The organism is Gordonia sp. OPL2 (assembly GCF_003797825.1).
Classification (GTDB): Bacteria; Actinomycetota; Actinomycetes; order Mycobacteriales; family Mycobacteriaceae; genus Gordonia.
Map to the genome: position 1 here is coordinate 74303 of NZ_RKME01000014.1, position 24921 is coordinate 99223.

General features: G+C 69.9%; 1 protein-coding gene. It reads left to right on the forward strand.

Features of this window, described 5'->3' with window-relative positions:
- The first annotated feature begins 10 nt into the window (after window positions 1-10).
- A complete protein-coding gene (locus tag EEB19_RS14690; RefSeq protein ID WP_187587488.1) occupies window positions 11-24913 on the forward strand; it encodes a non-ribosomal peptide synthase/polyketide synthase in 24903 nt (8300 codons plus the stop codon).
- Window positions 24914-24921: the final 8 nt, after the last annotated feature.

Consider the following 24921-nt stretch of genomic DNA (forward strand, 5'->3'; position numbering starts at 1 on the left):
GGAGATCGGCTTGGACGCAGTAGACATTTCTACGGGATGGGGGCGGCGTCCGCCGACGCGAGACCTGATCACCATTGCGGCCCAGCTCGAACCGGGGACTGTTGCGCTGCCCGGGGCGGCCTCGCCGGTGACATTCGCCGAACTCAACGGCCGCGTCGCTCCCACGGCATCGGTGTTCGCCTCGCGTGGCCTGGACACCGAGGCTGCCGTCAGCGCGATCGTGACCGCGTTGATCCCCAAGGACGGGCTCGATCCGGCAGGTATCGCCGCGGAGATCCAGACCGCGATCGACGACATCCGCGAACGCGCGTACGCCGTGGCCGGCACGTCCGACTGGGGTTCGCTGCCCGGCATCTTCCGATCGGCGGTGCACCGCTTCGCCGACCGGGTCGCGATCACCGACCTGTCGGGCGGCGCGCTCACCTACCGTGAGCTCGACGACCGCTCGGATGCCGTGGCCACCGGGCTTCTCGCCTCCGGGGTCACCACGGGCAGCGTCGTCGGTCTGGCCACCCCGCGCACCGTCGACGTGATGGTCGCGATCCTGGGCATCCTCAAAGCCGGCGCCACCTACCTGCCGCTGGACACCTCGCATCCTGCGGATCGACTCTCCTTCGTCGTCTCCGACGCCGACCCGGTTCTCGTCATCACCGACCACGACGGGCGCGAGGCACTGGGGTTCCTGGATGTCGAACGGCGCACGATCTCCGAGCTCCTCGCCGACGCCGACGGAGCGACCGTGTCGCTGCCGACGTCGGTCGACGCGCGCGGCGCCGCGTACATGATCTTCACCTCCGGGTCCACCGGACGCCCCAAAGGTGTTGTCGTCGAACACCGTAGCGTCGTGGCGCTGATGGCGGCGGCGCAGCAGCACTATGCGTTCACCGAGCACGACGTGTGGACGATGTTCCACTCCTACGCGTTCGACGTGTCGGTGTTCGAGATGTGGGGACCGCTGCTGTTCGGTGGCCGCCTCGTGGTCGTCGACTTCCTGACGACCCGGAGTCCCGACGAGTTCGCCGAGTTGCTCGCCGCCGAGCAGGCCACCGTCGTCTCCCAGACCCCGTCGGCCTACTACCAGCTGGCCGCCGCAGTCCGTCCGGCCACCCGCAACCGTCTCGCGGGCAGCGTCCGCTACATGGTCTTCGCCGGTGAGGCACTCGACTTCGCCCAGGTTCGGCGGTGGTACGAGGACCGGTTCGAGGCCGAGGGTGCGGTCGGGCCGGTACTGGTCAACATGTACGGCATCACCGAGACCACCGTGCACTCGACCTTCCGTGCTCTCGACCCCGACTTCGTGGCGTCCGCCAAGGGATCCGATGTCGGCCACGGTCTGCCCGATCTGACCATCCACCTGCTCGACGACCGCCTACGTCCCGTCCCGGACGGTGTGCCGGGTGAGATCTACGTGAGCGGAACCCAGGTCACCCGTGGATATCTCGGCCGCCCCGGCCTGTCGTCGAGCCGCTTCGTCGCGGACCCGTTCGCCGGCGATGGCCGCCGGATGTACCGCAGCGGTGACCTCGCGATCGCACGCGAGGGGAGTCTGGAATACCTCGGTCGCGGCGACGCACAGGTCAAGTTGCGTGGCTTCCGTATCGAACTGGGTGAGGTGGAGACCGCCCTGCTGGCCACCCCCGGGGTGGATGCGGCGGCCACCGCGGTCAAGCAGCGCGACGGCGGCGACGAGTTGCTCGTGGGTTACGTGGTGCTCGAAGAGGGGGCCGAGGTCAGTCCCTCGGATGTCCGCATCGCCGCCGCGGGCGCGCTGCCCGGGTACATGGTCCCCGACGTGGTCATGCTGATCGACGCGCTGCCGCTGACGGTCAACGGCAAACTCGACCGCCGCGGACTACCCGATCCCGAGATCGTCGGGGCCGCAGAGTATGTGGCACCGAGCACGGAGACCGAGAAGATCCTCGCCGAGATCGTCGCGGACGTCCTCGGGATCGAACGGATCAGCGTCGCCGAGTCGGTCTTCGACCTCGGCGGCAACTCACTGGCGGCGGCCCGCATCGTCGGCCGCGCCGGGGAGACCTTCAACGTCGACCTCTCGGTGCGCGATGTCTTCGATGCGCCGACGGTGCGAGGACTGGCCGGGGTCATCGGTGGCCGCGGCGTCGGTGTCGCGCCGGTCGTCGCGCTACCGACCCGTCCGGACCGGATCCCGCTGTCCTTCGCGCAGATGCGCATGTGGTTCATCAACCAGTTCGACACGTCCGCGTCGACCTACAACATCCCGGTCCTGCTGCGCCTCGCGGGTCCGCTGGATGTCGCGGCGTTGCGCGCTGCGCTGGCCGATGTCGTCGTTCGGCACGAGGTCCTGAGGACCGTGTTCCCGTCGGTCGACGGCTCCCCGGTCCAGGTCGTTTACCCGGCGGAAGATGTTGTCGCACAGCTCGACTGGGGGACCGTCGATTCGGAGTCGGAGTTCGCCGCCGCCGTCACCGCCGGTTTCGACGTCACCGCGCAGTGGCCGGTCCGTGCCCGCCTGTGGCCCCTCGGCACCGACGAGTACGTCTTCGGTCTCGTCGCCCACCACATCGCGGCCGACGGCGAGTCGATGGCACCGCTGGTGGCCGACATCGTCACCGCCTATGCGGCCCGCGTCGCCGGCACCGAACCCGAATTCGCGCCGCTGGACGTGCAGTTCGCCGACTTCGCCATCTGGCAGCACGAGGTGCTCGGATCGGCGGGCGACCCGGGCTCGATCGTCGGCCGACAGCTTGCGTACTGGTCGACGCAGTTGTCCGGACTCCCCGATGTCCTGGAGCTCCCCACCGACCGTGCTCGTCCGGCGGTCGCCTCCCAGCGTGGTGCCGAGGTCACCTTCGAGGTGCCGGCCTGGGTCGTGGACCGGATCGGGGTGGTCTCCCGTGAGCGCGGGGTCACCCCGTTCATGGTGGTGCACGCCGGACTCGCCGTGCTGCTCGCGCGGCTCTCGGCGACCGACGACATCTCCGTGGGTACGCCCATCGCGGGTCGTGGACAGCGAGTGCTGGATCCGCTGGTCGGCATGTTCGTCAACACCCTGGTCCTGCGGACCGGGGTCGATCCGGACATGACCTTCGACGATCTGCTCGACCGGGTGCGTGTCACCGACCTCGAGGCCTTCGCGCACGCCGATGTGCCGTTCGAGACCGTCGTCGAGCACCTCGACCCGGTGCGGTCCGAGGCATTCGCGCCGCTGACCCAGGTCCTGCTGTCCTTCGATCAGTCGGTGCTCGCCGAGTTCTCCGGAGGCGGTGTGCTGGCCGAGGATGTGGCCGGCGTCCACGTGAGTTCTGTTGCCGTCGAGGAGATCCCGGCCAAGGTCGACCTGACGGTCGGCATCACCGACGCGGGGGACCGCTGGTCGGGTTCGCTCATCTTCGCGACCGACATCTTCGACGCGCCGACCGCCGAACACATGGCGGCACAGCTGGTCCGGTTGCTCGATCAGTTGACCGCCGAGCCGGCCCGGCCGGTCGGGGATGCACACCTGCTCGACGACGAGGACGCGGCCGCACTGTTGCCGGTGTCGGGCCGGCCCGGTGCCGGCGCGCGTCTGCTCGCAGATGTGTTCACCGACGTCGCGGCAGCACACCCGGATCACATCGCCGTCTCGGACGGCGCCGGAGCCGTGCTGTCCTATGCCGAAGTGGACAAGCGGTCCAATCGGCTCGCGCGTTGGCTGATCTCGCAGGGTATCGGGACCGAATCCCTGGTCGCGCTGGCCATCGGACGCTCGGCCGACCTCCTCGTCGCGATGTGGGCGGTCGCCAAGACAGGAGCCGGCTATCTGCCGATCGATCCCGACTACCCGTCGGAGCGCATCGAGCACATGGTCACCGATTCCGGTGTGCGCGTGGGCCTCACCACGCGGGCACGGATCGCAGCGCTGCCGGCCGGGGTCGACTGGAGCGCCGTCGAGGACGTGGCCTCGCCCGATGCACTCGAGAGTTTCGACGGCGCGGCGGTGCGCGACGCCGACCTGCGCACCCCGCGGCACCTCGATGCCACCGCGTACGTGATCTACACATCCGGGTCGACCGGCACCCCCAAGGGCGTCTCGGTGACCTATCGCGGCATCCACAACTTCGCCGCCGCGGAGATCGATCGTTTCGGCGTCGACGAGAACGCACGGGTGCTGGGCTTCGCCTCCCCGAGCTTCGACGCCTCGATCCTGGAGTGGCTCCTGGCGTCGGGCAGCGGCGCCGCGCTGGTCTACCGTCCGGACGGGGTGCTCGGTGGAGACATGCTCGCGGACTTCGTCTCTGAACAGGAACTGACCCACGTCTTCCTCACCCCCACGGTGCTGGCCACGCTCGAACCGTCGTCGATCCCCGATGTGCGCGTGTTGATCTCGGGTGGCGAGGCCGTCTCCCAGACGCTCGTCGACCGCTGGGCGCCCGCGCTGCGGTTCTTCAACGCCTACGGACCCACCGAGGCCTCGGTCGCGGTGGCGATGAGTCACGCGCTGACACCCGGCGTCGGTGTCCACATCGGTGGCCCGGTCGACGGTGTGGGGCTGCTCGTCCTCGACGCGCGTCTGCACCCGGTCCCGGTCGGGGTGCCCGGAGACCTCTACGCGGCCGGGGTCGCCCTGGCCCGCGGATATCTCGATCGTCGCGGCCTGACGTCCGAGCGGTTCGTCGCCGACCCGTACGGTGTGCCGGGCGCGCGGATGTATCGCACGGGCGACGTCGTGCGCTGGCGCCGCGCTGAATCCGGGGACCTCGTCCTCGAATACGTGGGCCGCAGCGACGATCAGGTCAAGCTGCGCGGCCTGCGCATCGAACTCGGCGAGATCGAGGCGGCGCTGGAATCGCATCCGGCGGTGTCGTCGGCGGTGGTGATCGGGGTCGGTGGCTCGGTGGCCACGGCCCTCGCCGGATACGTGGTGGCCGAGGAGTCGACCGACGTCACGGCGCTGCGCGACTTCATCGCCGAACGGCTGCCGTCGCACATGGTCCCGGCCAGCCTGCAGGTTCTCGACGTGTTGCCGCTGACGCCGGCGGGCAAGCTGGATCGCCGCGCGCTGCCGGCACCGGTGATCGAGACGGAGACAACCGATCACGTCGATCCGACGTCGTCGACCGAACTCGCCCTGGCACAGGTCGTGGCAGGCGTCCTCGGCGTCGAGCGGGTGAGCGTGACCGAGTCGTTCTTCGCGCTCGGCGGGGACTCGATCAGTTCGATCCAGCTCTCGTCGGCCGCGCGCGCGGTGGGATTGTCTCTGACACCTCGCGACATCTTCGAGCACAAGACCGTGCGCGCGATGGCCCAGGCCGTCTCCTCCGGCGGCGAGAGGCTCCCGCTGCTCGACGACCCGTCCGGCGGCACGGGCGAGGTGGCGATCTCGCCGGTCGTGTCGTGGATGCTTGAATCCTCGGACACCGCAGCCGATTTCGCCGACTTCTCGCAGGCCGTGGCGCTGATCGCGCCGGACGGTCTCACCGCGGACGACCTCGCGCAGGTGCTCGGGGTGGTCGTCGATGCCCATCCGATGCTGTCGGCGCGGATCGCCGACGTCGACGGGCACCCGGTCCTGACCGCCGGCGTCGGGTCACGCCCCGTCGTCCGTGAGGTCTCGACCGACGCGGCCTCGGGGACGACCGAGTTCGCCGCCGCGATCTCCTCGGCGCATGCGGATGCGCTGGCCCGTCTCGATCCATCGGCCGGCGTACTCGTCTCCGCGGTGATCGTCCGCGGCGCCGACGCCGCACGCGTCGTCATGGCCGTACACCACCTCGGTGTGGACGCCGTCTCGTGGCCGATCCTGATCGAGGACGTCATCACGGTGTGGGGCCAGGTGCAGTCCGGGCAGGAGCCCCGGGTGCGTCCGGAGGTCACCTCCGCCCAGGCGTGGCACGGCGCGATCGTGGAGCAGACCGCGCACCATGCCGGCGAGGTCGCCCACTGGGATGCGCGCCTGGGGGAACCGACCGGTTTCGGAACGCCGTTCGACCGTGCTCGCGACCGTTTCTCGACTCTCGGCACGGTCCGGCACCGGGTCGGCGCCGACATCACCGAGGCGTTGGTCACGGTCGTCCCCGAGGCATTCGCCGGCCATGTCAACGACGCGTTGCTCGCCGCGCTGGCCCGTGCCGTGCGGTCGTGGCAACGGGCGAACGGGATCGCCGACGAGTCCCCGGTGGGGGTGCTCCTCGAGGGGCACGGCCGGTACGAGGAACTCGTCGCGTCCGGCCTGGACCCGCGACGCGCGGACCTGTCGCGCACCGTCGGGTGGTTCACCACGATCGCACCGATGAGTCTGGATCCGTCCGATGACGCGGTCCATGCCGTGAAGGCGGCCAAGGAGGAACGCCTCGGACAGCCCCACCGAGGCGTCGGATTCGGTCTGCTGCGCTTCGGTGGCGACGACCGGCTGGCCGGCCGGGCGCTGCCGTCGATCGGTTTCAACTTCTTCGGTGCCGGCGGTCGTGCCGCCTCCGACGACGATCTCGTGGTGCCGTTCATGGTCGATCCCGACGCCCCCGTCCTCCCGGCCACCGTGTCCGGAGCGATGGCGGCGATGAACGTCTTGACCGTCAACGTCGGCACCCGGCCGACGGCTGCGGGTCGCGAACTCTCCGCGGACTTCCTGTTCGCCGAGGGCATCCTCACCGTCGAGGACGTCGAGGGGATCGCCGACAGGTGGTCGGCCGAGTTGGCCGCGATCGTCGACGTCGTCGCGCACGGTGTCGTCGGACCGTCGCCGTCCGATGTGCCGGGAACCGGTGTGACACAGGCGGATCTGGATCGGATCGCCGCGGAGGCGCCGGGCGCGGCGATCTGGCCGCTGTCCCCGCTGCAGAACGGCCTGTACCTGCAGTCCGCGCTCGCCGGAGCCGACGCCGTCGACGTCTACGTGAGCCAGGCGGTGCTGCGTCTGCGCGGCGACGTCGACGAGTCACGCCTGAGGTCGGCGGTCGACGCGCTCGTCGCGCACCATCGGGTGTTGCGGTCGGGGTTCTCCCAGACCGAGAGCGGCGCGGTGGTCGCCGTGGTCCGCGACGAGGTCGACGTGCCCTGGCGGACGGTCGATCTGGGATCGGTGGCCGACGACGAACGCCGCACGCGTGTCGAGGAGATCACCGCCGCACAGCGCGTCGAGCCGTTCGACCTGGCGTCACCGCCGCTGCTGCGCGTGGTCCTGGTGCGCGACGACGCGGGTGTGAGTGTCGTGATCACGAACCACCACATCCTCTTCGACGGATGGTCCGGCCCGCTCGTCCTGGCCGACCTGCTCGCGCTGTATGCGTCCGGAGCGACCTACACCGCTCAGATCGCAACCGGCAGCGGTGATTTCGAGGACTACCTTCGACACATCGCGACCGCCGACGACGCCGCGGGACTCGCCGCGTGGCGGGAGGTGCTCGCGCCGGTGGAGGGCCCCACCCTGGTGGCCCCGGGGGTCGAGGCGACGCTGGATGCGTTGCCGCGCAACCACGCCGTCGTCGTCGACGCCGAGCTGACCGCGGCCATCGACTCGCTCGCGCGCGCCGAGGGCGCCACCGTGGCCACCGTCCTGCAGTTCGCCTGGGCGGTGCTGGTGTCACGTCTGACGGGCAACCGGGTCGTCACCTTCGGTGAGACGGTGTCCGGCCGTCCGGCCGATCTCGAGGGTGTCGAGTCGATGGTGGGCCTGTTCATCAACACGCTGCCCGCCGTGGTGGACGTCGACCCGAAGGCCTCGGTCGCCGAAGTGCTGCGTGCCCTGCAGGCGGCGAAGGTGTCGGTTCTCGACCACCAGCATCTGGGCCTGCCCGACCTGACCGCGCTCACGAACGTCCCGAGTCTGTTCGACACGCTGACCGTGCACGAGTCCTATCCGGTCGACACCGAGTCGCTCGCGACCACCGACGCCGCACTCACCGGTGGCCTCGACATCGCCGAGGCCGTCGTCAGCGACTCGACGCACTACCCGCTGAACATGATCACCTCGCCGATGGGCGACGAGCTGTCGATCACGCTGAAGTACCTGCCGGAGGCGTTCACCGACGAGCAGATCCGCGTGTTCGCGGACGCGGTGGTCGAGATCCTGCGTGCCGCGGCATCGGCGCCCGGGACACTTGTCGCCGACGTACCGCTGCTCACCGCCGACGCCCGAGCGGTGATCGCCGATCGCTCGGTCGGCGACGATGTCGCCGTGCCCGCCGGGTCGGTAGCCGATGCCGTTGCCGCACAGATTCTCCGGACGCCGGACGACGACGCGGTGCTGTTCGAGGGCCGAACCCTGACCTATCGCGAGTTCGGCGCGCGCATCTCCACACTGGCCCGAGAGCTCATCGGGGCCGGCGTCGCACCGGGAGTGGCCGTGGGTGTGTCGATGGACCGCTCGGTGGAACTCGTCGTTGCGATCCACGCGATCGTCGCCGCCGGCGGCCAGTATGTGCCGATCGATCCGACCGTGCCGGCCGATCGCGTGCAGTACATGGTCGAGACCGCGGATGTCGGTGTGGTGCTGGTCCGTTCGGGCGTGGTGCCGTCGTCGGTGGCCGACCTCGGTGACACGGTCCGGATCGTCGACGTCGACACCTCGGGTGACGTCGAGGAGTCGGCCGGTCCGGTGACCGACGCCGAACGTCTCGCGCCGCTGCGTCCGCAGGACGCCGTGTACACGCTGTTCACGTCCGGTTCGACGGGACGGCCGAAGGGCGTGACGGTGTCGCACGCGTCGGTGGCCAACCGGCTCTGGTGGGGCCTCGATCAGTACCCGTGGTCATCGGGTGATCGGGTCGTGCTCAAGACCCCGTTCACCTTCGACGTGTCGGTGCCGGAGCTGTTCGCGCCGGTGATGGCCGGCGCGACCATCGTCGTGGCGCGCGCGGGTGGTCACGCCGACCCCGTGTACATCGCCGATCTCGTGGCGTCCGAACGCGCGACGTCGGTGCACTTCGTGCCGTCGATGCTGTCGGTGTTCCTCGATGTCGTCCCGGCGGAGAAGATCTCGGCGCTGGATTCGGTGCGGTGGCTGTTCTGTTCGGGTGAGGCGCTGCCGCCGTCGGTCGTCGCGCATGCACACGAGTTGTTGCCGCAGGCGTCCATCGTCAACCTGTTCGGGCCGACGGAGGCGGCGGTCGAGGTGGCCTACGTCGATGTGACCGAGGCGGCCGACGTGGTGCCGATCGGTGTGCCGGTGTGGAACACGTCGACCTTTGTGCTCGATGCGCGACTGCGGCTCGTGCCGCCGGGCGTACCGGGTGAGTTGTACCTGGGCGGCGTGCAGGTGGCGCGTGGCTATGCCTCCCGGCCGGGCCTGACCGCCGAACGCTTCGTCGCGGATCCCTACGGCTCCGATGGGTCACGGTTGTACCGGACGGGTGATCTCGTCCGGTGGGACACCTCGGGATGGATCGAGTATCTCGGACGGACGGACTTTCAGGTCAAGCTACGCGGTCAGCGTATCGAGCTGGGTGAGATCGAGTCGGTCGTCGCGTCGGCGCCCGGTGTCGTGCACGCGGCCTGCACCGTCATCGAGACCCCCGGTGGGGGACAGCATCTGGTCGCCTACGTGGCGCCGTCGACGGTCGACGAGCAGGCCGTACGGGCCGCCGTCGCGGAGTCGTTGCCGGAGTACATGCGTCCGTCGGTGTGGATGTTGCTCGACGACATCGCCCTCAACAGTGCGGGCAAGCTCGACCGGCGGGCTTTGCCGGCCCCGGTCTTCGAGGCGGCGGAGTATGTCGCGCCGTCGACCGATGCGCAGGCGCGGGTGGCGGCGGTGGTCGCCGACGTGCTCGGTGTTGAGCGGGTCAGCGTGACGGAATCGTTCTTCGACATCGGCGGGAACTCGTTGTCGGCGATGCGCGTCGCCGCGCGGGTCGGCGAGGAGTTCGGTGCCGACGTGTCGGTGCGGGACATCTTCGGAGCGCCGACCGTGCGCGATCTGGCGGCCGTGGTCGTCGGACGTGAGGCGGGACTGCCGCCGCTCGTGGCGGTCTCACCGCGACCGGCGCCGATCCCGTTGTCGTTCGCGCAGACCCGGATGTGGTTCATCAACCGATTCGAGCCAGGGACGGCGACCTACAACATCCCGGTCGTCCTGCGCTTGAGCGGCGCACTCGATGTCGACGCCCTGCGGCAGGCGGTCGCGGACACGGTTGTGCGGCACGAGGTGCTGCGCACGACCTTCCCCGCCGTCGACGGGAGCCCGGTACAGGTGATCAGTCCGGCCGAGGACGTCGCCGATCAGCTGGACTGGGCGGTCGTCGGTGAGCCGGGAGAGCTGGAATCGGCCCTGACGACCGGCTTCGACGTCACCGCGCAGTGGCCGTTGCGGGTGCGACTGCTGCGCGAGTCCGACGGCGAACACCTGCTCGCCGTCGTCGCGCATCACATCGCGTCCGACGGTGAGTCGATGCTGCCGCTCGTCACCGACATGGTCGCCGCCTATCAGGCGCGCTCGGTTGGTGAGGAGCCGCAGTTCGCCCCGCTGGCAGTGCAATTCGCCGACTACGCGCTGTGGCAGCACACCGCACTCGGTTCGCCTGATGCGGCGGAGTCTGTGCTCGGGCGTCAGGTGGCGTACTGGCGGCAGCAGCTCGCCGGGGTCCCGGACGTGCTCGAGTTGCCCGCCGACCGGGAGCGACCGGCGGTCGCGTCGCACCAGGGTGCCCGCGTCCGGTTCACCCTTCCGGCAGAGCTCGGTGAGCGTGTGGGGGAGGTGGCCCGGCAGTACGGGGTCACCCCGTTCATGGTGGTGCACGCCGGACTCTCGGTGCTGCTCGCGCGCCTCTCGGCCACCGACGACATCACGATCGCCACCCCGATCGCCGGACGTGGCTCGGCAGCGCTCGACCCGCTCGTCGGCATGTTCGTCAACACCCTGGTCCTGCGGACCGGGGTCGCGCCGTCGACCAGCTTCGCCGAGGTGCTCGACGATGTCCGAGTGACCGATCTCGACGCCTTCGCCCACGCCGACATCCCGTTCGAGACGGTGGTCGAGGCGGTCAACCCGACACGGTCGGAGGGTTTCGCGCCGCTGGCGCAGGTCATGCTGTCGTTCGACCCGGCGGCATCCGCGGAGGACGCCGACATCGCGGTCGCCGGACTGTCCGTCCGGTCGATCGAACCGTCGTGGGTCCCCGCGCAACTCGACCTCTCGGTGACCGTCGGTTCCGCGCCCGCCGGCGAGGACTGGGCGTGTTCGATCGTGTACGCCACGGACCTGTTCGACGAGGCGACCGTCGAGACGCTCTCCGGCCGGTTCGTCACGCTCATGACGGACCTCGTGGCGAACCCGGCTGATCCGGTCGGGGACGCGGTACTCATCTCCGACGCCGAACGGGGCGTCGTCGACGGCTGGTCGACCGGAGCGGTTGTCGAGGTGCCCGAAGATCTCGTCCCCGATGTCGTCGTCGCGCAGGCGGCGCGGACGCCGGAGGAGGCCGCCCTGGTGTACGAGGGGCGCACCGTCTCCTATGCCGAGTTCGCCGCACGCATGTCGGCGCTGGCGACCCAGCTGATCGGTGCCGGAGTGGGTCCGGGTGTGGCCGTGGCCGTCTCGCTGGACCGCTCGGTGGAGATGGTGCTCGCGATCAACGCGGTGCTGGCTGCCGGTGCCCAGTACGTTCCCATCGATCCGGACACACCGCTCGACCGGGTCGAGTACATGCTCGAGACCGCCGACGTCGGCGTGGTGCTCATCGGGGCCGGACGCGCCGCGGTGGCCGCCACCGTCGACGGTGTCACGGTGATCGAGGTCGACTCGACCGGCACCGTCGACCTGTCGGTGCCGCCGGTGACCGACGCGACGCGCCGGACCCCGCTGCGTCTCGACGACGCCGCGTACACGTTGTTCACGTCGGGTTCGACGGGACGGCCGAAGGGTGTGACGGTGTCGCACCGGTCGCTGCTCAACCGGATGCGCTGGTGCGTCATCGAATTCGAGTGGGGCGTTGGCCAACGGGTCGTCCTGAAGACGCCCGTCACCTTCGACGTCTCGGTACCGGAACTGTTCGGTCCGCTGATGTGCGGCGCGACGATGGTCGTCGCCCGTGCGGGCGGACACATGGAGCCCGACTACATCGCCGACCTCCTCGCGCGGGAGGAGGCGACGTCCGTGCACTTCGTCCCGTCGATGCTCTCGGTCTTCCTCGATGTCGTGCCCGCCGAGAAGCTCGCGCGCCTCGACCGTCTGCGGTGGCTGCTCACCTCGGGTGAGGCTCTGCCGACGCCGATCGCCGCGCGGACGCACGAGGCGTTGCCGCACACCGAGATCATCAACCTCTACGGACCGACCGAGGCGACGGTCGACGTCACCTCCGTCAACGTGACCGGTACGGACAAGGTCACCATCGGCACACCGGAGTGGAACACCACGAGCTACGTCCTGGACGCGCGCCTGCGCCCGGTGCCGCCGGGCGTGCCCGGTGAGCTCTACCTCGGCGGCGTGCAGCTGGCGCGGGGCTACGCCTCGCGTTCGGCACTCACGGCCGAGCGGTTCGTCGCGGATCCGTTCGGGAGCGACGGTGCCCGGTTGTACCGCACGGGCGATCTGGTGCGGTGGGACCACCGTGGCGAGATCGATTACCTGGGCCGCACGGATTTCCAGGTGAAGCTGCGTGGTCAGCGCATCGAACTCGGCGAGATCGAGGCGGTGATCGCGTCCGCACCGGGCGTGGTGCACGTGGCGTGCACGGTTGCCGATTCACCGACCGGCGGACAGCATCTCATCGCCTATGTCGCGCCGGCGTCCGTCGACGAGTCCGCCGTCCGGGCGGTCGTCGCGGAGGCGTTGCCGGAATACATGCGTCCGTCGGTGTGGATGCTGCTCGACGACATCGAGCTCAACAGCTCCGGCAAGCTGAACCGGAAGGCGTTGCCGGCGCCGGTGTTCGAGATCGGGGACTACGTGGCCCCCGCGTCGGACGACGAGTTCGCGGTCGCCGCGGTGGTCGCCGACGTGCTGGGACTCGAGCAGGTCAGTGTCACCGAGTCGTTCTTCGACATCGGTGGTAACTCCCTGTCCGCCATGCGTGTTGCGGCACGGGTCGCCGAGGCTCTGGGTGTCGACGTGTCGGTGCGCGATCTGTTCGAGTCGCCGTCGGTGCGCGATCTGGTCGCGGCGGTGACCGGACGAGAGCAGACGGTGGCTCCGCTGGTCGCCTCTTCTCGCCCCGAGCGGCTGCCGTTGTCCATGGCGCAGGCCCGGATGTGGTTCATCAACCGTTTCGATCCGGCGTCGCCGGCCTACAACATCCCGATGGCGCTGCGGCTCACCGGGTCCCTCGATCTCGAGGCCCTTGCCCATGCGGTGGGCGACGTCGTGGCCCGTCACGAGGTGCTGCGCACCGTCTATCCGCTCGACACCGACGGACCCACGCAACGCATCCTCGATGCCGATGAGGCACGTGGTCTGCTGGATTGGCAGGTCGTCGACGACGAGACCGAACTGGCCGCCTCGGCGTCCCGCGGTTTCGACGTGACCGTCGACCTTCCGCTGCGCGGACGGGTCCGACGATCCGACGCCGACGCCGTTGACCTCGTCCTGACGGCCCATCACATCGCGTTCGACGGCTCGTCGACATCCGTGTTCGTCCGGGACCTGTTGAGCGCCTACATGGCTCGCGTCGACGATGCGGTACCGTCGGCGCCGGCGCTCGATGTGCAGTACGCCGATTATGCACTCTGGCAACGGGCCACGCTGGGCGCGGCCGACGATCCGACCAGCCGCATGGCGGCGCAGCTCGGTTACTGGCGTGAGCATCTGCGCTCGTTGCCGTCGGTGACCGACCTGCCGATGGACCGCGCGCGCCCGGCGGTCATGGAGACCACCGCCGGGGTGGTGTCGATGCCCGTCGACGACGGATTGGCCCGCCGGCTGGAGGAGTTCGCCCGCGCTCAGGGCGTCACCCCGTTCATGGCATCCCATGCCGCGCTGGCCATCCTGGTCTCGCGGCTGGCGTCGACGACAGACGTCGTGATCGGCACCCCGATCGCCGGACGGACCGATGCCGCACTGGGTGATCTCGTGGGCATGTTCGTCAACACCCTCGTATTGCGTACGCAGGTGGAGCCGTCGACGTCGGTGGCCGACTTCCTCGCCCGGGTGCGCGGCGAGGATCTCGAGGCGTTCGCTCATGCCGATGTGCAGTTCGAGGAGCTGATCGACGAACTCGCGCCCACGCGGTCGACGGCCTTCCCGCCGCTCGCGCAGATCGCCTTCACCCATGTGGACGGCGACCCGGGGGCCGCGGTGCTCGAGGCGGCCGGTCTCGTCGCACAGCCGCTCGATCTGCCCGACCAGGTGGCCAAGTTCGAGCTGTCGGTCGCGGTGACCGATCGGAGCGAGACCGCACCGATGACCGTCGACTTCGTCTACGCCCGTTCGCTGTTCGATGAGACGACCGTGCAGGGCTTCGTCCGGGCGTGGCTCCGCGTCGTCGAGTCGATGGTGGACGACCCGTCGGTGGCGGTCGGCGACATCGACCTGCTGACCTCGCAGGACGCGGCCGAACTGGCGCCCGTCCGGGGCGTTCCCGGCCGGCCGCCAAGCGTCCTGCGCGACATGTTCGCGGCGGTCGTCGACCGTCACGCCGAGGCGACGGCCGTCGTCGACGCGTCCGGTACCTCACTCACCTACGCCGAACTCGACGCGCGGTCGAACCGTCTGGCGCGGTGGCTGATCTCGCAGGGCGTCGGCGTGGAATCGTTGGTGGCACTGGCCATCGGCCGTTCCGCCGAGCTGTTGACCGCCATCTGGGCGGTCGCGAAGACCGGGGCCGGGTACCTGCCCGTCGACCCGGCCTATCCGGCCGAACGCATCGCCCACATGCTCACGGATTCGGGAGTCCGCGTCGGATTGACGACCCGGGCACACCGGCAGGAGTTCGGCCCCGAGGTGGACTGGACCGTCGTCGACTCCGACGGGTTCGCGTCGTACCTGGACGGTGTCGACGCCTCGCCCGTGCTCGCCGGCGAGCTGATCGGCGTTCCGTATCCGGACGCGGTGGCCTACGTGATCTACACCTCCGGGTCGACCGGCACACCGAAGGGTGTGCAGGTCACCGCGCGCGGACTGGAGAACTTCGCCGTCGCAGAGGTCGAGCGTTTCGCGGTGTCGCCGGGATCGCGGGTGCTCGGGTTCGCATCGCCGAGCTTCGATGCGTCGCTGTTGGAATGGCTGATGGCCGTCCGGGCCGGGGCCGCGCTGGTCTACCGTCCGGAGGACGCGCTCGGTGGCGAACCGTTGTCCGGGTTCCTGCGCGCGTCCCGGATCACCCACGCATTCCTCACCCCCACCGTGCTCGCGACCCTCGAACCGGAGACGCTGCCCGACCTCGAGGTGCTCGCCTCCGGCGGTGAGGCCGTACCCCCGTCGATGGTCGACCGGTGGGGTGCACGCGTGGCCTTCCACGACATGTACGGCCCGACCGAGACGTCCATCGTCGTCGCGATGAGTGGGGCGCTGCGACCGGGGACACCACCGACGCTGGGCGGACCGATCCCGGGAGTCGGCCTGCTGGTGCTGGATTCGCGCCTGCGGGTGGTGCCGGTCGGGGTCGCGGGCGAACTGTATGTGACCGGCGATGCGCTCGCCCGCGGATACGTCCGCCGCGCCGGACTGACCGCGGAACGGTTCGTCGCCGACCCCTTCGGCGACGACGGGGCCAGGCTGTACCGGACCGGTGACGTCGTCCGGTGGCGCCGCGGATCGACCGATGAGCTGTCCCTGGAGTACGTGGGACGCAGCGACGATCAGGTGAAGCTGCGCGGGCTGCGCATCGAGTTGGGTGAGATCGAGGCGGTCCTGGCCTCGCATCCGTCGGTGGAGTCGGCGGTCGTCGTCGGAGTCGGCGGATCGGTCGCCACCGCGCTGGCCGGGTACGTCGTCCTGCGCGACGACGTGGAGCCCGGCGCACTGCGGACATTCGTGGGGCAACGGTTGCCGTCGCACATGGTGCCGGCGAGTATCGCCGTGCTGGAGTCACTTCCGCTGACCCCGGTCGGCAAACTGGACAAGCAGGCGCTTCCCGAACCGGTCGTCGACCTCGCCGCCGAGTTCGTCGCCCCCGACACCGAGGCCGAGGAATCGGTCGCGCGTGTGTTCGGCGAGGTGCTCGGAGTCGAGCAGGTCAGCGTCGTCGACAGCTTCTTCGAGGTCGGCGGCAACTCGTTGTCGGCGACACGTGTCGCCGCCCGGGTGGCCGAGGTGTTCGGTGTGGACGTGTCCGTCCGCGACGTGTTCGAGGCGCCGTCCGTGCGTGCTCTCGCCGCGGCGGTGGCGGGCCGCGGAGCCGGCCTGGAGCCGGTGACGGCGGTCGTGCCCCGACCGGACCGGACGCCGGTCTCGTTCGCGCAGTTGCGGATGTGGTTCATCAACCAGTTCGACCCGTCGGCCTCCACCTACAACGTCCCGGTGCTCCTGCGCCTCGACGGAGACCTCGACGTGGCCGCGCTGCGTGCCGCTCTCGTCGACGTCGTTGTCCGCCATGAGGTCCTGCGCACGACGTTCCCGGCGGTCGACGGGACCCCGGTCCAGGTGATCGCCCCGGCCGCCGCGGTCGAGGAGACCCTCGACTGGGCCGAGGTCGACTCGTCGGCGGGCCTCGAGGGAGCGGTGACCGCGGGGTTCGACGTGACCGATCAGTGGCCGGTGCGCGCCCGCCTGTGGCGGGTCGCCGACGGTGAGTTCGTGTTCGCCATCGTCGCGCACCACATCGCCGCCGACGGCGAGTCCATGGCCCCGCTCGTCGCCGACCTCATGGCCGCCTACGCGGCCCGGTCGGCCGGGACCGAGCCGGCGTTCGCGCCGCTCGAGGTCCAGTTCGCCGACTTCGCTCTCTGGCAACACCGGGTGCTGGGCTCCGCCGCGGACGCCGATTCGGTGGTCGGACAGCAACTCTCGTACTGGTCGTCGGCGCTGCGTGGCCTGCCGGATGTGCTGGAGCTCCCGAGCGATCGCGCGCGACCGGTCGTCGCGTCCCAGCGTGGCGATCAGGTGGCGTTCGAGATCCCCGCCGAGGTCGTCGACGGGATCGCCGCGGTCGCCGCGGCGCGTGGGGTGACCCCGTTCATGGTGGTGCACGCCGCTCTGTCGGTGCTGCTCGCCCGACTGTCGGCCACCGACGACATCGCGATCGGTACACCGATCGCGGGCCGCGGCCGTCGCGAACTCGATGCCCTCGTCGGCATGTTCGTCAACACGCTGGTGCTCCGCGCCGACGTCGCTCCGGGAATGTCGTTCGCGGACATGCTCGATCAGGTGCGGGTGACCGACCTGGACGCCTTCGCACACGCCGACGTCCCGTTCGAGACGTTGGTGGAGCACCTGGATCCGGTGCGGTCGGAGGCGTTCGCCCCGCTGACGCAGATCCTGCTCACGTTCCATCAGTCGACGCTGCCCGAGTTCTCGACGGCGCTGGGGGAGTCCGCGGCGGGTGCGACGACCACCGTCGGCGGACTGTCGATCACGCCGGTCGAGGCGCCCGAGACGCCGGCGAAGGTGGATCTCACGTTCGCCGTCGCCGGCGGGACGAGCGGACAGGCGTGGCCGGCGCAGATCGTCTACGCAACCGACCTGTTCGACGAGGCGACGATCGTGGCGATGGCCCAGCGATTCGTCCGGGTGCTGACCGCGCTCGTCGACGAGCCGACGGCGCCGGTCGGCGATGTCGAGCTGCTCTCCACCACGGAGTCGAGTGATCTGGCGGCGCTGCCCGCGCCGGTGACGACGACGGCGAACACCGATCGCACCCTGCTCGATCTGTTCTCGGCGACCGTGGCCCGTCACGCAGCCCGCACTGCGGTCACGGCCGAGGGGACATCGCTGAGCTACCGCGATCTCGATGCGCGGTCGGATGCGGTGGCCGCGGGCCTGTATGCCCGCGGGGTCCGTACCGGTGACCTCGTGGGGATCGCGACCGCCCGGTCGGTGGATCTGGCGGTGTCGATCCTGGCGGTCCTCAAGGCCGGTGCCGGTTACCTCCCGCTGGACACCACGAATCCGGCGGATCGGTTGGCGTTCATCGTGTCCGATGCGTCGGTCGGCGTGGTGATCACCGATGCCGCCACCTCGGGACACGAACTGTTCGACTCACTGCCGGAGTCCGTGACCGCCGTCGACGTCGACGACCTGGCGACGACCGGTGCGGGTGCGGACGCACCGACACCGGCCGTGCGCCCGTCGTCGCGTGCCTACGTGATCTACACGTCCGGCTCGACCGGGCTGCCGAAGGGTGTGGAGATCACCCATCGCGATGTCATCACCCTGATGGACACCGCAGCAGGCGATTTCGACTTCGTCGAAACCGACGTGTGGACGATGTTCCACTCCTACGCCTTCGACTTCTCGGTGTGGGAGCTGTGGGGACCGTTCCTGTCCGGTGCACGGCTGGTCATCGTCGATCGCGGTCTCGCCCGCGATCCGGACGCCTTTGTCGAACTGCTGGCCGCCGAGGGCGTGACGGTCCTCAACCAGACGCCGTCCGCCTTCTATCAGCTGATCGACGCGCGCCGACGCAACACCGTCGCGTTGCCGTTGCGCTACATCGTGTTCGGCGGTGAGGCACTGGGCTTCGAGCAGGTGCGGCGATGGTTCGACGACCATCCCGCCGACACCGCGCAGCTGGTCAACATGTACGGGATCACCGAGACGACCGTGCACGTGAGCTATCGCCCGCTCGACCGCGCCCTCGTCGCGGACGGCGAGGCCTCCCTGATCGGCCGGCCGCTGCACTCGCTGGCGATCCACATCCTCGACGATCGGCTGCATCCGGTGCCGCCGGGTGTCGTCGGCGAGATGTACGTGACCGGTGGACAGCTCGCCCAGGGCTACCTGGGACGAGCGGGACTCTCGTCGACCAGGTTCGTCGCGAATCCGTTCGATCCGAACGGCACCCGCATGTACCGCACGGGCGACCTCGCCCGTCGCGTCGGCGACGACATCGAGTACCTGGGTCGTGGCGACTCACAGGTCCAGCTGCGCGGCTTCCGGATCGAGTACGGCGAGATCGAGGCCGCGCTCCTGGGCGTCGACGGCGTCACCGCGGCCGCCGCGAACGTCGTCGAGCTGCCCGGCCGCGGTGAGCAGCTGATCGGCTACGTCGTCATCGAGGCCGGTGCCGAGATCGATGCCCAGGTCGTGCGGGACACCGCAGCGCGAGCCGTGCCCGGGTACATGGTGCCCGGCCTGATCGTGCCGGTGGACCAGCTGCCGCTGACCGCGAACGGCAAACTCGACCGGCGGGCGCTTCCGCTGCCTGAACTCGACGCCGGCGGTGACGATTACGTGGCGCCGGAGACCTCGACGGAGGAGACCCTCGCCCGGGTCGTCGCCGGAGTTCTCGGTGTCGACCGGGTCAGCGTGGTCGAGTCGTTCTTCGCGCTCGGCGGCGACTCGATCCTGGCGATCCAGCTGTCGTCGGCGGCGCGGGCCGCCGGATTCGCGGTGTCACCGCGAGACATCTTCGAACACAAGACGGTCCGCGCGATGGCGGTGGCCGTGTCGACGGGAACCGACCGGCTGCCGCTGCTCCCCGAACCGGCCGGGAACGAGGTGACCATCCCGCCGGTGGCCGCGTGGATGCTCGAGCTGTCCTCGGCACCTGAGGATTTCGCGGACTTCTCGCAGTCCATGGTGCTGATGGCACCTGCGGGCCTCGATCTGGCGACCCTCACGACGGTGCTCGGCGCCGTCGTCCGGGCCCACCCGATCCTCTCGGCTCGACTGACCGCCACGCCGGACGGTTGGGCGTACGCACTCGGCGACGGATCCGGGTGCGTCGTGGGCGAGGTGACCACCGGTGCGGCCGTCGGAACCCCCGACTTCGACGAGACCCTGCGCACGGCGCATGCCGATGCGCTCGGGCGGCTCGATCCGGCCACCGGCGTGATCATCTCCGCGGCCCTCGTCGTCGGCGGCGACGGAGCGCGAGTGGTGCTCGCCGTCCATCACCTCGGCGTCGACGCGGTGTCCTGGCCGATCCTGATCGAGGACGTCATCACCGCGTGGGGCGCGGTGACGTCCGGCCAGGAGCCGGCCGTGCGCCGCGAGGTGACGTCGGCGCGGGCATGGCATGCGGCGCTGGCAGACCGGGCAACGGATCGCGACGACGAGATGGCCTGGTGGCAGGCCCGGGTGAACCGCGAGCCCACCGATTTCGGCGTGCCGTTGGATCCGCGGCGGGACACGTTCTCGACGGTCGGCTCCGTTCGGGTGCGCGTCGACGCCGACGTCACCGAGGCGTTGCTGACGTCGGTGCCGGAGGCCTACACGGGCCACGTCAACGATGCACTGGTGGCGGCGCTCGCACGTGCGGTGCGCTCGTGGCAACGGGATCGCGGCATCGTCGACGACGCGCCGGTCACGGTCCTCATGGAGGGCCACGGGCGCTACGAGGAGGTCGTGGGGCGCGGTGACGATCCGCACTCCGCCGATCTGTCGCGGACGGCCGGCTGGTTCACGACCATCGCACCGACGGCCCTCGATCCGGCCGACGACGTCGTGCGGGCGGTGAAGGCCGCCAAGGAGGAGCGGCTGGGACAACCGGACCGCGGCGTCGGCTTCGGCGTGTTGCGCTTCGGCGCGGATGCCCGCCTGGCCGGTACGTCGTTGCCGTCCATCGGGTTCAACTTCTTCGGCGCCGGCACCCGCTCGTCCGGTGAGGAGGTCGTCGTGCCGTTCATGGCCGATCCGTCGGCTCCCGTTCTGCCGGCGACGGTCTCGGGTGCGATGACGGCGATGAACACCCTCACGGTGAACGTCGGCACGCTGGCCGACCAGCACAGTCGCGAGTTGTCGGCGGACTTCCTGTTCGTGCGGTCGGTGCTCACCGACGACGACGCAGCCGACATCGCCTCGCGCTGGCGCGGCGAGCTGGCGGCGATCGTCGATCACCTGTCGACCGTCGGTGATCCCGGGCTGTCCCCGTCGGATGTCCCGGGAACCGGCGTCACCCAGGCCGATCTCGATGCCCTCGCCGAACGCTTCGGGGACTCGGACATCTGGCCGTTGTCGCCGCTGCAGAAGGGGCTGCACTTCGAGTCGGAGCTGGCGTCGACCGTCACCGGCGCATCGGTGGATGTCTATGTGGTCCAATCGATCCTGGAGCTCGGGGGCACCGTCGACCTCGACCGGCTGCACGGGGCCGCGCAGGCGTTGTTCGCACATCACCGCGCGCTGCGCTCCGGCTTCGTCCGGACGCCCGGTGGCGCCGTGGTGGCCGTGGTTCCGCCCACGGTCGAGGTGCCCTGGGAGGTACTCGACGCCGACGGCACCGACGAGGCGATCGCGGCACGCGTGCGCGAGGTCGCGGATCTGCAGCGGCGCACACCGTTCGATCTCGGACGTCCGCCGCTCATGCGCTTCGCCGTCGTGCGGCACGGCGACACCGCGCATCTCGTGGTGACCAACCATCACATCCTCATCGACGGATGGTCCGGCCCGCTGGTGCTCGCCGATCTGCTCGCGTTGTACGCCACCGGCCTCACCTACACCGGTCAGATCGGTTCCGGCGACGGCGATTTCGAGGACTACCTCCGACATCTCGCAGCCGCCGACGACACCGCCGGCCGGCAGGCCTGGCGTGCGGTGCTGGCACCGATCGAGGCGCCGACGCTCGTGGCGCCGGGTGCCGAGGCGACGGCTGACGCACTGCCGCAGGACCTCTCGGTCGTCCTCGACGCCGACCTGACGGCACGCATCGAGGCCGTGGCCCGGGCCGAGGGTGCGACAGTGGCGACGGTCCTGCAGTTCGCGTGGGCAGTGCTGTTGTCGCGGCTCACCGGCAACCGTGTCGTGTCGTTCGCCGAGACCGTGTCCGGTCGACCGGCCGATCTCGACGGCGTCGAGTCGATGGTGGGTCTGTTCATCAACACATTGCCCGCGGTGATCGACGTCGATCCCGAGGCCCCGATCTCGGCGGTCCTCGCGAGCGTCCAGGAGGCCAAGGTGTCGGTGCTCGACCATCAGCACCTCTCGCTGGCCGAACTGTCCGGGCTCGCCGGCGGTTCCGGGGTCGGTGGGCCGCTGTTCGACACCCTCACCGTGCACGAGTCGTACCCGGTCGACACCGATTCGTTGTCGACCACGGATGCCTCGCTCACCGGTGGACTGGAGATCCTCGACTTCGAGGGCTCCGACGCCACCCACTACCCGTTGAACATGTCGACGTCACCGATTGCGGGAGAGCGACTCTCGCTGACGGTGAAGTATCTGCCGAACGCGTTCGACGCCACGCAGGTCCAGGTGTTCATCGACTCGCTGGTGCAGATCCTGCGCACTGTCGCGGATGCTCCGGACACGCTCACCGCCGACATCGGGTTGATCGGTGGGGACGAGGCGGCGGCACTCACGTCGGTGTCGGGCGGATCGGGCACCGAAGCGCGACTGCTCGTCGACATGTTCGGTGAGGTGGCGGCACGGCATCCGGATCGCGTGGCCGTCGTCGACGGCCACGGCGCCTCGGTGACCTACCGCGAACTCGACGAACGATCGAATCGTCTGGCGCGCTGGCTGATCGGGCGGGGGATCGGTGTCGAATCGCTGGTCGCCCTCGCGATCGGGCGCTCGGTCGATCTCCTGACCGCGATCTGGGCGGTCACCAAGACCGGCGCGGGCTACGTACCGATCGACCCCGATTATCCGGCCGACCGTGTGGCGAACATGGTCGAGGACTCCGGCGCGATCCTGGGCCTGACGGTCCGGACCTCGGACCTGCCGGGCCGGGACTTCGACTGGGTCCACCTCGACGACGACGAGATCGCCGCGTCGGTGAGCGGACTGTCCGGCGCAACGATCACCGTCGGCGAGACCGCGGGGCCGGTACGTGTCGAGAACGTCGCGTACGTCATCTACACGTCGGGGTCGACGGGTAGGCCCAAGGGCGTCTCGGTGACCCACACGGGTCTGGCGAACTTCGCCGCCCAGGAGACGGCCCGACTCTCGGTGGCCGACGCACCGGTCGTCCTCGGCTTCGCCTCACCGAGTTTCGATGCGTCGGTGCTGGAGTACCTGCTGGCGACGGTCAACGGTGGCACCCTCGCCTACCGCCCGAGCGATGCCGTCGGCGGTCATGCGCTGCAGCAGTTCATGCAGGAACACCGGGTGACGCACACGTTCCTCACGCCGACGGTGTTGTCGACGCTGGATCCGGCCGAACTGCCGGATCTGGCCGCACTGATGGCCGGCGGTGAGGCGGTGCCGCCGTCGCTGGTGGACGTGTGGTCGCCGCATGTCCCGATCCACAACCTGTACGGGCCCACCGAGACGACGATCGGCATCACGCTCAGCGCACCCATGCGCGCGGGTGAGCCGGTCCGTCTCGGCCGGCCGCTGGCCGGGGTCGAGCTCCTCGTCCTCGACGGGCGGTTGCGACCCGTACCGGTCGGCGTGCCGGGCGAGCTGTATGCGGTGGGCCGGGCGCTGTCGCGCGGCTACCTCGATCGTCCGGGTCTGACCGCCGAACGCTTCGTCGTGAACCCGTTCGGGGCTGCCGGGGAGCGGATGTACCGGACCGGTGACGTGGTGCGCTGGCGCCGCGATGCCGACGGTGAACTGGTGCTGGAGTACGCGGGCCGTTCCGACGACCAGGTGAAACTGCGCGGTCTCCGGATCGAGCTCGGGGAGATCGAGGCCGTGTTGGCCGAGCATCCGTCCGTCGAGTCGGCGGTCGTGATCGGCGTCGGTGGCTCGGTCGCGACGGCGCTTGCCGGGTACGTGGTTGCCGAGGGTTCGCTCGATATCGGCGCACTGCGCGACTTCGTCGGGCAGCGGCTGCCCTCGCACATGGTGCCGTCGAGCATCATGGTCCTGGACTCGCTCCCGCTGACGCCCGTCGGCAAGCTCGACAAGCGGGCGCTGCCGGAGGCGATCATCGACAGCGGTGCCGACGAGTATGTCGCCCCGGAGTCCGAGGTCGAGGCGGCCGTCGCCGCGGTGTTCGCCGAGGTGCTCGACGCCGAGCGGGTCGGGGTGACCCAGAGCTTCTTCGATCTCGGCGGCAACTCGCTGTCGGCGACCCGCGTGCTGGCGGGCCTGCGCGAACGCGGGCATGATCTCGAGCTGTCCTGGCTGTTCAACGACCCCACCCCACGCGGGTTGGCGACCCGCATCGACGGGGGAGGCTCCGGTTCTGGCGAGGTCCTGATCACCCTCAACGCGCAGGGCTCACGGCCACCGCTGTTCTGTGTCCACCCGGCCGGTGGTCTGGCGTGGTTCTACGGCGGTTTCGTGCCGTTCCTCGCGGACCGGCCCGTGTACGGACTGCAGGACCCGCACGTGGTCGCCGGCGAGCCGAGCGCCCGGAGCGTCGAGGAGATGGCGACCCGCTACCTGGAGGAGATACGTCGGGTCTCACCGCACGGGCCGTATCACCTGCTCGGGTGGTCGTTGGGCGGCTATGTCGCCTACGCCATCGCCACCGCACTCCGCGCCGACGGTGAGGAGGTGGCGTTCCTGGGGGTCATGGACTCGTCGCCGGTGCCGGCGCAGAACGTGGACTCCGCCGGCGATCAGCCCGCCGGCGATCAGCCCGTCGGCGTGCAGCTCGGCGGGGAGTACGTCGGGGACTTCCTCGGCGGGTGGCGCGACCTGTTCGATCTCGACGAGAACGTCCACGCGGACAGTGCCGAGGAGGTCGCCGAGATCATCCGGCAGCAGATCGCCTCGATGGGCCTGCTCGACACCGACCAGGTCCAGGGCGTGATGGACAGCTTCGCGATCGGCGAATCACTCGTCGAGCAGTTCCGGCCCGCCCCGTACGACGGTTCTCTGCTGGTGTTCACGGCCACCAGGGACAAGGAGGATCCGAGCGCCGTCGCCCGTGGGTGGGAACCCTATGTCGATGGCACCGTGACGAACGTCGACGTGGACGCCGATCACCTCGGACTCGCCAACGCCGACGCCCTGCAGATCATCGGCCCGGAGCTGGACCGATGGCTGATGTCGCCGACGACCACACCGCACGACGAGAACCCACGATGAGAGAGGAG